The sequence below is a fragment of the Tannerella forsythia genome, assembly GCF_003860135.1.
In the GTDB taxonomy this organism is placed as follows: domain Bacteria; phylum Bacteroidota; class Bacteroidia; order Bacteroidales; family Tannerellaceae; genus Tannerella; species Tannerella forsythia_A.
Genome location: NZ_RQYN01000001.1, coordinates 1 through 12,430, shown reverse-complemented (window position 1 = coordinate 12,430; position 12,430 = coordinate 1). Strand labels below are relative to the sequence as shown.

Genomic DNA, 12,430 nt, shown 5'->3' with positions numbered 1-12,430 from the left:
CGTAGAAATGAAAAAAATAAGAGCCGCCATCGTAGGATATGGCAATATTGGGAAATATGTACTGGAGGCGCTGGAAACAGCTCCCGATTTTGAGGTCGCGGGCATCGTACGCCGCAATCCGGAAAACGTTCCGGCAGAATTGAACGGTTATCTCGTAACAGACGCTCTGAAAAAACTGAACGATACCGATGTCGCCATTCTGGCCACTCCTACCCGACAAGTTGAAACTTACGCCAAAGAGGCAATCGCACTCGGCATGAACACCGTCGACAGTTTCGATATCCATACCGGGATCGCGGCACTGCGTCGCTCCTTGGACGAAGAAGCTAAAAAGCATCGTGTCGTATCGGTCGTATCGGCCGGCTGGGATCCGGGAAGCGACTCCGTCATTCGCGCCTTGTTGCAAGCCATCATACCGAAAGGCATTACGTACACCAACTTCGGGCCCGGCATGAGCATGGGACACACCGTCGCCGTCAAAGCCATCGCAGGGGTTAAAGCGGCGTTGAGCATGACGATTCCGTTAGGCACGGGCGTTCATCGGCGGATGGTTTACATCGAGTTGGACGAGGGACATGACTTTGCTGCCGTTGCCGAAGCCATCAAGAAAGACGACTACTTCGCACACGACGAGACACACGTGATGCAAGTCGATTCGGTCGAAGATTTACAAGACATGGGACATGGCGTTCATCTCGTTCGCAAAGGCGCTTCGGGCAAAACGCAAAATCAGCAGATCGCGTTCGATATGAAGATCAACAACCCCGCTTTGACGGCTCAGATTCTCGTAGCGTCCGCCCGGGCATCGATGAAACAGCCCCCCGGCGCTTACACGATGATCGAAATACCGGTGATCGACTTGCTCCCCGGCGATCGCGAAGAATGGATCAAGAAACTCGTTTAATGCGCATCTAAATCAACAAAAATACGAACAAATCAATTTATCGGATAATGGTGGCCTGCGGCTTCGATTATCAGCTTATAAGAACATGTTATCAGAAATCACTTGGACAGCAGACCCGGCAATTTTCACCATCGGATCGAAGGAAATACGCTGGTACTCGTTGATGTTTATCATCGGGTTCGGCATCGGTTATAAAATCGTGGAGCGGATGTGGAAACGCGAAAACATCAATCCGAAATGGATTGATCCGCTGCTTTATTATACCCTCGGCGGTACAGTCGTCGGCGCGCGCCTCGGACACTGTCTTTTTTACGATCCGGGCTACTATCTGTCCCATCCCTTCGAGATCCTGAAAGTCTGGGAAGGCGGTTTGGCCAGCCACGGAGGAGTACTCGGGATTATTGTCGCAATCTATTTCTATTCCAAACACGTATCACGACAAAGCATGCTCTGGACGTTCGATAAACTCGTCGTACCGACGGGACTCGTTGCCGCTCTGATACGCATCGGCAACTTGATGAACCACGAGGTGTACGGTCTGCCGACCGATCTCCCGTGGGGTTTCCGGTTCATTGAAAATCTGCACGCATGGCGACAAGGCGCGGAGCCGATCTTCTCGGCACCCTCTCACCCGACGCAAATTTACGAAGCCGCCTGCTATCTGCTTACGTTCGTACTCTGCATGTGGCTTTACTTCAAGAAAGATGCGTGGAAAAAAGAAGGTTTGATCTTCGGTATCTTTATGATTTGTATCTTTACGGCACGGTTTTTTATCGAGTTTCTGAAAAATAATCAGGAAGACTTCGAGGCGGCCATGCCGATCAACATGGGACAATGCCTGAGTATCCCGTTCATCGTGATGGGCATTTATTTCATCGTGCGAGCATGGAGACATTCGAATCTCAACATCGTAAAACCCAACAGGACATAAACAATTTTAATTCTATATATGAGGCTAATATACACGATATGAAAGCTATTGCGAAGAATATTTATTACGTAGGCGTCAATGACCGCCAGAAACAATTGTTTGAGAACATTTGGCCGCTTCCGGGTGGTGTTTCGTACAATTCGTACCTGATCGACGGCGAGAAAACCGCGCTCGTCGATACCGTCGATATCTGCTACTCAGATATGTTTTTCAAAAAAATCGCCAAAATCTTAAATGGGCGCACGCTCGATTATCTCATTGTCGGTCACATGGAGCCGGACCATGCGGGAAGTATCCGCCTGCTGCGCCAGCAGTATCCGGACATGAAGATTGTCGGAAACCGGCAGACGTTCGGCATGCTGGCCGGCTATCACAACATCACGGAAGGACTGCATGAAGTAAAAGACGGCGAGAGCCTCGATTTGGGCACACATAAGCTGACATTCTACATGGCTCCGATGGTACATTGGCCGGAAGTGATGTTTACGTACGAAGAAACGGAACGAGTACTGTTCTCGGCCGATGCTTTCGGTACGTTCGGCACTATCGACGGAGGAGTACTCGATACGGAGATGAATACGGACCGTTATTGGAGCGAAATGATGCGATACTATTCGAATATCGTAGGAAAATACGGTGGCCCGGTGCAAAAAGCGTTGCAGAAACTTTCGGGAATCGATGTGCAAATGATCTGTTCGACGCATGGCCCTGTCTGGACGGAACAACGCGGTCGCGTCATTGAAATTTACGACCGTCTCAGCCGCTACGAAGGCATCGAAGGAGTGACGCTCGTTTACGGAAGCATGTACGGAAACACCGAACTGATGGCCGAGACCATCGCGACGGCACTGGCCGAAGGAGGTGTCAAAAACATCGCCATGCATAACGTGAGCAAGAGCCATTCTTCCTATATCCTGCGCGACTTATTCAATTATAAGGGCGTAATTATCGGTTGTCCGACTTACAGCAATCAGTTGTTCCCCGAAATTGACGCGTTGCTTCAGAAAATCGAACTGCGCGAAATCAAAAACAGGGTATATGGCTATTTCGGTTCGTTCACCTGGGCCGGTGCGGCCGTCAAACGATTGGGAGCATTCGGAGAGAGCATGAAATGGGAGTGCATCGGCACTCCGGTCGAACAGAAACAAAGCATCAGTTCGGAAGAGGAATGTATTTCCCTCGGCCGGTCGATGGCGGAAGCGTTAAAGAAAAACAAGTAACAACTAAACTAATCCAATATATATTCTTATGAGAGTAATTATTGAACCGACTTACGAGTTAATATCTCAATGGGCAGCGAATTATATCGCCGCAAAAATGATTCAGGCCAAACCGACGGCCGAAAAACCGTTCGTACTCGGATTGCCGACAGGCTCGTCGCCGCTGGGTACGTATAAAGCGTTGATCAACCTGTATAAGAGTGGGAAAATCTCGTTCCAACACGTGATTACGTTCAACATGGACGAATATGTAGGCATCCCCGAAGATCATCCGGAGAGCTACCATACGTTTATGAAGAAGAACTTCTTCAGTCATGTCGACATTCAGGAAAAGAACGTAAACATCCTCGACGGTAACGCCAAAGACCTCGAAGCCGAATGTGCCGGTTACGAAGAACGGATCCGTAAAGCAGGAGGAATCGACTTGTTCCTCGGAGGCATCGGCCCGGACGGGCACGTCGCTTTCAACGAACCGGGGTCGTCGCTGACATCGCGCACCCGTATCAAATCGTTGACAACCGATACGATCATCGCCAATTCGCGTTTCTTCGACAACGATGTGAATAAGGTGCCGAAAACGGCGCTCACCGTCGGCGTCGGAACGGTTATGGACGCGAAAGAGGTCGTTATCCTCGCCAACGGTCATAACAAAGCGCGCGCCTTGCAGCAAGCCATCGAGGGCAGTGTGAATCAGATGTGGACGATCACGGCCTTGCAGATGCATCCGAAGGGTATCATCGTATGCGACGAGGCCGCATGTGCCGAAATCAAAGTCGGAACGTACAACTATTTCAAGGATATCGAGAAAAACAACCTCGATCCGAAATCGTTGCTGAAATAAACAGGCCGTAAGTAAAGATCGGGCTGTGTCGAAATGGATTCTCGGCACAGCCTTTTTAATATCTTCGGAGATGATTGATAAACTTCGGCTATTGAAAGAGACAAGCTACCCGATAACCTTCGGGTATAAGAACTTCTTGGGAGAGTTTGACCATCGGTTCTCTTTTTTACACCGGGTAACTCACGCAAGCGGTGCGAAGTACGGTTGTGCTAAATCGTTTATCGGCTTTTACCGACTTACTGTCTGCGTGATTGCAGCCATACTGTTGACCGTTCCGTACAGCCTGTACGCACAAGAACCCGATGGAACGAAACCGTTCAGCCCTTTCGCCTCCGAACTGTACGCAAGATATGCCCGACAACAAGCAAAGAACAAGCCGGACTCAGCCTATCTGAAATACGAAGGTAATATGCTCAAAGTTCGTATCATCAACACGATTCAGGCACCGAGATTCGGGATTTCTCCTCTGAGCAACCGAAACAGGGAAATATTGTTTCGCTCCGAACCGCTCGAATATATCGGATTCGATTTAGGGTGGAACATCTTCTCCGGAGGATACAGCATCGGCCTGAACAGAACGCGCAAAAGCAGCAATGAACGATTCAGTTTCAATACGTACACACGTTTCTTCGCCCTCAACCTCGAAGCCTATTGGTTGAAAGAGTTACACACCTCGAACTATGAAGACTCCGCGCCGGACGAAACACGATTGGGCGGAAGTTATTTCCGTTCCCGCTCCGCACAAGTAAGTTTCTTTACCAACGGCCGCAAAATGGCATACGGAAACACGATCAACCCCGTCTACCGGCAAATTAAGAGTGCGGGCACCTTCGCCTTCGCACTTACCTACTCGGATTACCGGCTCGATATGAACTTCGAAACGAACCCAAAAGACGGACATGAAGTAGCTCGGACTGCGGAAATGGTCGGTATCGACTATCTGAAATTATTCAAGTACGAAGTCGCCGCCGGATATTCTTACAACTTCGTGACGGGTCGACATTGGGTACTTTTCGTCTCGGATATGATCGGGCTATCGGCCAAACATTATAGCTACGAAATGCTTCATGACGAAGGAGCAACCCGGAAAACCACGTTCGGCGGATGCAACTACGCACGGTTAGGGGCATGTTACTACAATAAGAACTTTTTCATCGGACTGCATGCGCATAATGAGCTTGATATCCTCCAAACCGGACGATTTATTTTCAGAAAAAGCAATACGACAGGCATTTTATACATTGGCTACAAATTTAAAGTAGACCGATTCAACGAAATGGTTTTCAAACTTTTGAATATGGATTAATAAAGCTCCCAATACGCTGTATTTTCCTCCTTTTTAACGGACGCTCTTCTTCATCTTATCGGCTTATCCACGTTTCATCAGAAACCGCCATCCAAGTCTCCCGTCGTTTCTCCGGTATAATTTTGGAGCTCATTTAATATTTTTCTACTTTTGTCTTTTCTAAAAAGCATGGAAAAAATAACGGAAAACATAACAGACGATTTAAAAAAAGCATGCCGGGTGTTACAGGCAGGCGGACTGATTCTCTACCCGACGGATACGATCTGGGGCATCGGTTGCGACGCGACGAACGAGGAAGCCGTGCGTAAAGTGTATGAGCTGAAGCAACGCGCCGACCATAAGGCGATGCTGGTACTGGTCGACAATCCCGCCAAACTGAACGGCTACGTAGACGAAGTGCCCGATGTGGCATGGGACCTGATCGAACTTTCCGACAAGCCGCTGACCATCATTTATTCCAATGCCAAAAACTTAGCGCCTAACTTGGTGGGCGAAGACGGAAGCGTAGGCATACGCATCACACGCGAGCGATTCTCACACAACCTGTGCGAACGGTTTCGCAGACCTGTCGTTTCTACTTCGGCCAATAAAAGCGGGGAACCTTCGCCCGCATCGTACTGCGACATCCCGCAATCGATCCGTGACGGAGTAGATTACATCGTTCGCTATCGGCAGACGGAGCAGATACAGGCACGGCCGTCAGGCATCATCAAAGTCGGACGGGGCGGACTGATTCAAGTAATACGGGAATAATGAACAAGCACAGGCAAAGACTGAAATACCTCCTTTCCGATTTCGTGACGGCGGCCATCGTGTGGTGCGTCATAAATATACTGCGCTACTACGAAGTAGCACAGTACGAAGGTTTTCATTCTTTAGGCCAGTTTCTGACCTTTCATAAGGTCATTAAGATGCAGCTCTTTATCCCGCTCTTCTGGCTTGCGTTGTACTATCTTTCGGGGTACTACAACCGTCCTTTCGGGAAGTCGCGTATCATCGAATGGTTCACGACATTCGTCAGCATTACCGTCGGAGTTGTTCTGATTTTCTTTTCCGTTATCCTCAACGACCTACCTCGTTCTTTTGAAATCTATTACAAGATATTCTTCTCGTTCGGTGCGTTGCAGTTCATCCTCACTTATACGTGTCGTTATCTGATAACGAGCCACGCTCTTCACATGGTGAAGCTACGGAAATGGGCAACGAACGTATTGGTAATCGGAACGGGACGACAAGCGCTCCGGGTGCGTAATGATCTGACAAGGTTAGGTTACCGGGTGCTCGGTTTCGTACAAGATCATGCGCCCGCCGATATGGTCATCGACCCGCAGGAGATAGCCGGCACCATGGACAATTTGCCCGAACTTATGACCACAAGCTCGGTACACGAACTGATCCTCGTTCCCGATCCCGAACGCCACGAAGAGGCCATACGCATCCTCTATTCGCTTTACCATTACAAATGCCCCATCAAAATCTGGGCAGACAAAAATAATCCGTTGACCCGCGCGGAGGTGAAGACCATACACGGCATTCCGCTGATCGACGTCACAAGTAACAATTTTTCCGAAGCTGGCAAAAACATCAAATGGTTGGCCGACAAGGTCGCGGCCCTGCTTGCGCTCGTTTTGCTCTCACCGCTCTACGCCTACATTGCCGTGCGCGTGCGGAAAGGCTCGAAAGGTCCTGTCCTTTTCCGGCAGGAACGTATCGGATACAGGGGCAAGCCGTTTACGATATATAAATTCCGCACGATGTATGCCGATGCGGAAAAACGGGGACCGATGCTGACGGCCCAAAACGATACGCGCGTGACGCCGTTCGGCCGCTTCCTGCGTAAGTACCGTCTCGACGAGTTACCTCAGTTCTGGAACGTGCTCCGAGGCGATATGTCGCTCGTCGGACCTCGTCCCGAGCAACGCTACTACATCGACCGTATTGTTCGCAAAGCACCGTATTATTACCTCCTGCACAATGTCCGTCCGGGCATCACTTCATGGGGCATGGTGAAATACGGATACGCCGAAACGGTCGACAAAATGATCGAACGTCTCGCCTACGACATCCTTTATTACGAAAACATGTCGCTGGCTCTTGATATTACGATTTTAATCTATACCGTAAAGATTGTATTTACGGGGAAAGGAGTATAAATTGACAACATTGACAAACGAAGGACGATTTTATAAATTTCTGCTCTGGCGCGAAAAGCATATCAAAGAGCGAACTTTTATTCTTCTCATCAGTTTTTTGGTAGGAATCGCCGCCGCGATGGCTGCGCTCATCCTCAAGTTCCTCATCCATTCCATCCAGCACTTGCTGATGGGACACTTTCAGGAAGGAGCGAACTACTGGCTGCTTGTTTATCCGATTATCGGTATTTTGCTGGCCGGTTTGTTCGTGCGTTACATCGTGCGCGACGATATTAGTCACGGAGTCACGAAAATCCTGTATGCGATCTCGCAACGGAAGAGCCGGATCAAGCCGCACAACATGTGGAGCTCGTTAGTAGCCAGCTCGGTCACCATCGGGTTCGGTGGATCTGTCGGCGCCGAAGCCCCCATCGTGTTGACAGGCGCCGCTATCGGTTCGAATCTGGGACGACTGTTCCGCATGGAGCAAAAGACCCTGATGCTGCTCGTCGGATGCGGAGCGGCCGGCGCCGTAGCCGGTATTTTCAAGGCACCCATCGCCGGACTCGTTTTCGTCATCGAAGTACTGATGCTCGACCTGACCATGACCTCCGTGTTGCCGCTGCTGATTGCTTCGGTAACGGCTGCCACGATGTCGTACATCTTTTCCGGCACCGAGGCCATGTTCCAGTTCTCACAAACCGAGGCGTTTCACGTCGGACGCATCCCGTACGTGCTGCTACTGGGCATTTTCTGCGGAGGCATTTCCCTGTATTTCACCCGCAGCATGATTCGCATCGAAGGCTGGTATCGCAAGCTCTCGCACCAATGGCAAAAATTCATTCTGGGTGCAGCGATGTTGAGTATCCTGCTGTTCCTCTTTCCTCCGCTCTACGGCGAAGGATACGACACGATCGAATCGCTTCTCGACGGACGGTTTGCCAATCTGATCGACCGCAGTCCGTTTCATCAGGTTGATATCGGTTACTGGAGCATCATCATCTTTCTGGGTTTAATCCTGCTCACGAAAGTGTTGGCATCGGCCGCCACCAACGGAGGAGGCGGATGTGGCGGTATCTTTGCGCCCAGTCTTTACATCGGATGTATTGCCGGTTTTCTCTTCTCACATATAATAAACTATTTCGGTCCTTCCATCGAACTGTCGGAAAAGAATTTTGCGCTGATGGGCATGGCCGGCGCCATGTCCGGCGTGATGCATGCTCCGCTGACAGGCGTGTTCCTCATTGCCGAGCTGACGGGCGGATACGACTTGTTTCTTCCGCTGATGATCGTATCCATCAGTTCGTATGCAACGATCAGAGCCTTCGAACCGCACAGTATTTACTCCATGCGCTTGGCACAGAAAGGAAAACTGCTGACGCATCATAAAGATAAGGCGGTACTGACACTGATGACGGTCAACAGCGTTATCGAAACGGATTTCATCCCCGTGCGCCCGGAAATGACGCTCGGGCATCTTGTGAAGAATGCGATCGCCGAAAGTTCGCGGAGCATGTTTCCGGTTGTGAATAAAGACGGCGTGTTGTTAGGACTCGTTTTGGTAGACAATATCCGCAATATCATGTTCCGCCCCGAGCTGTACGAACGTTTCCACGTGTCGCGCTTTATGGTTTCGGCTCCGGCTAAAATCGTTGACGGAATGCCCATGGAACAAATCATGCGTATCTTCGACGATACCAAAGCATGGAACCTGCCGGTCGTTAACGAAGAAGGGAAATATATCGGCTTCGTCTCGAAGTCGAAAATCTTCAATGCTTATCGCGAAGTGCTCGTCGGGACTTTCTCAGGCGATTGAGCGGTAAGCCCTTCGATGATCCGGCGATGATGGCAGACGAGCAAATCGCCGTTGTCGTCGTGCAGATGCATGCCGTTTCCCTCGCAATACCGGAACATGTTGCATTCGGCACATGCGCCGCGTCGCGCCCATTCACGATCGCGATAAGGAACGAACGCGTTTTCCCAGACGTCGATAAACCGGTCTTGGTAGATATTTCCCTGATGAAAGTTTGCACGGATGCTCGGACAACCGGAGATAGAGCCGTCGGCCAGTATCGACGCGGTCGAGACACCTGCACTGCATTCATAAAAGTGATCGCGCACCTCCATTTCGTAGCCTCCCAAAAAGCCTTCGCAGCCGTACGATACACGAAAACCTTCACGACGGCATTCACGGATAAAATCCATCAGTTGTACAAACTGCACGCTGCTCAACTGTAATTCCGGCACATCAGCAGCGCGTCCGACAGGAAAGACGGTAAAGATTCGCCATTGCTTCACGCCTAAACCGCGCAGATATTTCTTAAAGCGCGGCAGCTCATCGAAGTTCTTGCGATTCGCACAGGTGACAATGTCCCAATTCACTCCTTCCGTTTGCACCAATGCCTTCACCGATTGTTCGGCTCGGCAAAAACTGAGGGGATTGCCTCGAAGCCAGTTGTGTGACTCCTCGAAGCCATCAAAGCTGATCGTTGCCGAACGCATCCCCGCGGCAAGGAGCCCATTCAATCGCTGCACGAACAACATTCCGTTCGATACGATGCCCCACGGATATTCACGGTCGTAAAGCGCGCGTCCGCATGCTTCGATGTCGGGACGTACAAGCGCTTCTCCACCGGTAAAAATCACCAGCACTTTATGTCTGTCGACAAAAGGGGTGATTTCATCAATGACCCGCAGAAAATCTGCCGCAGGCATATCGGGATGTACCGCCGACACGCGACAGTCGCTCCCGCAATGACGACATGCTACATTGCAGCGCAACGTACATTCCCAAAAGAGTGTCCGCAATTCGTGTAGCTTCACACGATTGCGATGCATCTTGCGAAAAGCTTCGAGCGCCAGTCGCTTGCGTAGCCCCGGCTTACTTTCCATCATTGTTATTCTTTCTCAACGTGACTCTAACTTCTTTCTTTATCTGACCGCGATCCCAACCTTTTCCGTTTTTTGCTTCTGACGATACGAATACGGCTGTTCCTTCTTGCTTTTCATAGACCGGATGCGCAGACACATCTTCAAACTGCATGTTCACAAGTACCGTATCTGTCGGGAAACCGTTATACGTGTATTCAAACGTCCCTTTCGACGAAGTGTATGTCGTATCTCGCACAGGTACACGATGACTGGGCTGACTCGGAACAAAAGAAGCCTTCGCCGCCGTAATATGCACCACGTCGGGAACGACTACGCGAATACCGGGAAGCGCCTTACCACTCTCGTCCGTCACGTTTCCCGAAACGGAAAACGTGGCGTAAGGTGTGCCATACTCAAGCGGCATTTCTCCTCCGTTTTCTTTACTGCATGAGAAACCGAGCAACGACAGTAACCCCGCCAAGGCCCAGTTCGTACCCTTCACGAACCTGCGATTCCACTTTTTCATCTTCTGATTCTCCTTTATTTCTTCGGTTTTAACTTGATATCGACAGTTTTTCTGGCAGCTCCCTCAAACCAGCCCTTTCCTTTCTTGTAGTAATCTTTTTTTTCAAACCGAACCGCAATCGTATCGGTTGCATAACTACCGTTTTTCTCTCCATCCGTGTCGGTAACAATCAAAGCTAGTTCTTCACCGGGAAAAGTATCGGCAGAGACGGCATAATGCCCGGCCCTGTTCGTTATCGAGGGGGAGCCTAACTTGATATAGCGATATTCCTGTACACGTTGGGCAAGATCGACTTGAATATCCGATATCGCTTTGCCGACTTCGTCGGTTACCGTACCCTTCACTTCGTATTCGGCATGGGGAGTCCCATATTCATCTGCCCCGATCTGGTCACACCCTGAAAACCCTAAAAACGACAGTAACCCGGCCAGTGCCCAGTTCGTGCCTTTCAAAAATTTACGTCCGATCTTTTTCATGTTGTAGCTTTTTATATACTATCATGACGGCAAAAATACGCCAAACGCTGCCATGAAACAAAAAAATCATTTTTTAGCAGATCTGTGCTCTTGTAAAATATCCGGTCGTCGAGAATCACAGTTTCACGATCCCTTCACGGATAGCATATTTTATCAGGTCGATCGTATGTTTAAAGCCCAGTTTATTGAGGATCGCGCTTTTGTGCGTATCGATTGTACGTGGACTGACATTCATTTTATCGGCCATTTCTTTTACTGACAGCCCATCACCCAATAAGCTCAGGACCATAATTTCTTTTTCCGAAAGTCGGTCGGAGGGAGCCTCTTTTTTCTGAAAAAAGCGAGTCTTCGGCTTTTCCTGCATATAACGCTGTTGTAGATAGATATCGTACATCATTTTCGAGACGCTGTGGCCGTAATACGGATTACCCTGATAGACCATCCGGATAGCTCGCAACAAATCGTCTTGGCTTCCCAGCTTACTCATATACCCGTTCACACCGATATCCAGCAGCTCGGTGATTAACTCTTCCGATACTTCGGACGAGAGAATAATGATTTTGACGGATGGATAATCGTTTTTTAAACGTCGCGCGATTTCGACTCCGGAGATATCCGGCAGCATAATATCCAGCAGAACAATGTCCGGAGGCGTTTCTTTTTCGAGTAGATCAAAAAACAGGGTACCCGATCCTGCCTCATATAGCACATGCAGTTTGATGTCTTCGCTTTGACCAAGTGTGGTACGTATTCCCAGACGAAAAAGTTCGTGGTCATCTACTAATGCAATGCGTAATCCGTCCATATTATTTTTCGGTTATAAACAGAAATTATCTTACGTTCAAAAATTTACTTGATTCAGTTCGAAACTCATGCGGGTTCCTTCGCCCTTTCGACTTTCGATTACGAGACGGCTGCCGTTGCGGCGAAGAAAGTCTTTACAGATAATCAGTCCAAGCCCGCTGCCTTTCTCGCCCTGCGTGCCGGCCGACGAGATGCCGGATACCGCTCCGCCGCGTATGGTTTCGACTTGTGCTTCCGTCATACCTGTACCCGAATCTTTTACACTGATAAGGACTGATGTTCTCTTGCTGACGAGTGATATATGTATTTCGCTGTCGGGGTGTGAGAATTTGACGGCATTATTAATCAGGTTACGCAACACGGTCGCGATCATTCCCCGGTCGCCGATGACGTAGCAACGTTCGGGCATTTCGGTGGTG

13 protein-coding genes are annotated in these 12,430 nt (G+C 49.7%); 8 read left to right on the top strand and 5 right to left on the bottom strand.

What is annotated here, in order from left to right; genetic code table 11:
* Positions 1 to 7: 7 nt before the first annotated feature.
* The 8 genes from EII41_RS00065 (at position 8) to EII41_RS00030 (ending at position 9,150) form a co-directional block, all read left to right on the top strand.
* A complete protein-coding gene (locus tag EII41_RS00065) occupies positions 8 to 904 on the top strand; it encodes a diaminopimelate dehydrogenase (protein ID WP_124788924.1) in 897 nt (298 codons plus the stop codon).
* An 85-nt stretch (positions 905 to 989) separates the two neighbouring features.
* The gene (gene lgt, locus EII41_RS00060) at positions 990 to 1,835 is read left to right on the top strand and encodes a prolipoprotein diacylglyceryl transferase (protein WP_124788923.1); all 846 of its coding nucleotides are present in this window, start codon (positions 990 to 992) and stop codon (positions 1,833 to 1,835) included.
* Positions 1,836 to 1,873: 38 nt separating this feature from the next.
* Positions 1,874 to 3,055 carry an FprA family A-type flavoprotein gene (locus tag EII41_RS00055; RefSeq protein WP_124788922.1) on the top strand — a complete coding sequence of 394 codons (1,182 nt, stop codon included), beginning with the start codon at positions 1,874 to 1,876 and terminating at the stop codon, positions 3,053 to 3,055.
* Between the two features lie 28 nt (positions 3,056 to 3,083).
* On the top strand, positions 3,084 to 3,896 hold the full coding sequence (gene nagB / locus EII41_RS00050; RefSeq protein ID WP_124750449.1) for a glucosamine-6-phosphate deaminase: 813 nt from the start codon (positions 3,084 to 3,086) through the stop codon (positions 3,894 to 3,896).
* Positions 3,897 to 3,921: 25 nt separating this feature from the next.
* Complete coding sequence (locus tag EII41_RS00045) at positions 3,922 to 5,202, top strand: DUF4421 domain-containing protein (protein WP_124788921.1); 1,281 nt, start codon at positions 3,922 to 3,924, stop codon at positions 5,200 to 5,202.
* Positions 5,203 to 5,391: 189 nt separating this feature from the next.
* Positions 5,392 to 5,955, top strand: coding sequence for an L-threonylcarbamoyladenylate synthase (locus EII41_RS00040; RefSeq protein WP_124789010.1), 564 nt, complete (start codon positions 5,392 to 5,394; stop codon positions 5,953 to 5,955).
* On the top strand, positions 5,955 to 7,355 hold the full coding sequence (locus EII41_RS00035; protein ID WP_124788920.1) for a sugar transferase: 1,401 nt from the start codon (positions 5,955 to 5,957) through the stop codon (positions 7,353 to 7,355). The genes EII41_RS00040 and EII41_RS00035 overlap by 1 nt, the downstream gene beginning before the upstream one ends.
* A 10-nt stretch (positions 7,356 to 7,365) precedes the next feature.
* A complete protein-coding gene (locus EII41_RS00030) occupies positions 7,366 to 9,150 on the top strand; it encodes a chloride channel protein (RefSeq protein WP_124789009.1) in 1,785 nt (594 codons plus the stop codon).
* Here EII41_RS00030 and EII41_RS00025 read toward each other — a convergent pair.
* The 5 genes from EII41_RS00025 to EII41_RS00005 form a co-directional block, all read right to left on the bottom strand.
* Positions 9,111 to 10,226, bottom strand: coding sequence for a TIGR04133 family radical SAM/SPASM protein (locus EII41_RS00025; protein WP_124789008.1), 1,116 nt, complete (start codon positions 10,224 to 10,226; stop codon positions 9,111 to 9,113). The genes EII41_RS00030 and EII41_RS00025 overlap by 40 nt on opposite strands.
* Positions 10,216 to 10,731, bottom strand: coding sequence for a radical SAM-associated putative lipoprotein (locus tag EII41_RS00020; RefSeq protein WP_124788919.1), 516 nt, complete (start codon positions 10,729 to 10,731; stop codon positions 10,216 to 10,218). Before EII41_RS00020 ends, EII41_RS00025 begins: the two co-directional genes overlap by 11 nt.
* 14 nt (positions 10,732 to 10,745) lie before the next feature.
* Positions 10,746 to 11,207, bottom strand: coding sequence for a radical SAM-associated putative lipoprotein (locus tag EII41_RS00015; RefSeq protein WP_124788918.1), 462 nt, complete (start codon positions 11,205 to 11,207; stop codon positions 10,746 to 10,748).
* Between the two features lie 115 nt (positions 11,208 to 11,322).
* The gene (locus EII41_RS00010) at positions 11,323 to 12,012 is read right to left on the bottom strand and encodes a response regulator transcription factor (protein WP_124788917.1); all 690 of its coding nucleotides are present in this window, start codon (positions 12,010 to 12,012) and stop codon (positions 11,323 to 11,325) included.
* 36 nt (positions 12,013 to 12,048) lie between these two features.
* A partial coding sequence (locus tag EII41_RS00005) for a sensor histidine kinase (protein WP_148091731.1) occupies positions 12,049 to 12,430 on the bottom strand: 382 nt, incomplete at its 5' end.

Coding starts and splice junctions, on each gene's coding strand:
- EII41_RS00055 (WP_124788922.1), top strand. CDS start 1,874: ATGAAAGCTATTGCGAAGAATATTTATTACGTAGGCGTCAATGACCGC.
- lgt (WP_124788923.1), top strand. CDS start 990: ATGTTATCAGAAATCACTTGGACAGCAGACCCGGCAATTTTCACCATC.
- EII41_RS00025 (WP_124789008.1), bottom strand. CDS start 10,226: ATGGAAAGTAAGCCGGGGCTACGCAAGCGACTGGCGCTCGAAGCTTTT.
- nagB (WP_124750449.1), top strand. CDS start 3,084: ATGAGAGTAATTATTGAACCGACTTACGAGTTAATATCTCAATGGGCA.
- EII41_RS00020 (WP_124788919.1), bottom strand. CDS start 10,731: ATGAAAAAGTGGAATCGCAGGTTCGTGAAGGGTACGAACTGGGCCTTG.
- EII41_RS00010 (WP_124788917.1), bottom strand. CDS start 12,012: ATGGACGGATTACGCATTGCATTAGTAGATGACCACGAACTTTTTCGT.
- EII41_RS00015 (WP_124788918.1), bottom strand. CDS start 11,207: ATGAAAAAGATCGGACGTAAATTTTTGAAAGGCACGAACTGGGCACTG.
- EII41_RS00065 (WP_124788924.1), top strand. CDS start 8: ATGAAAAAAATAAGAGCCGCCATCGTAGGATATGGCAATATTGGGAAA.
- EII41_RS00035 (WP_124788920.1), top strand. CDS start 5,955: ATGAACAAGCACAGGCAAAGACTGAAATACCTCCTTTCCGATTTCGTG.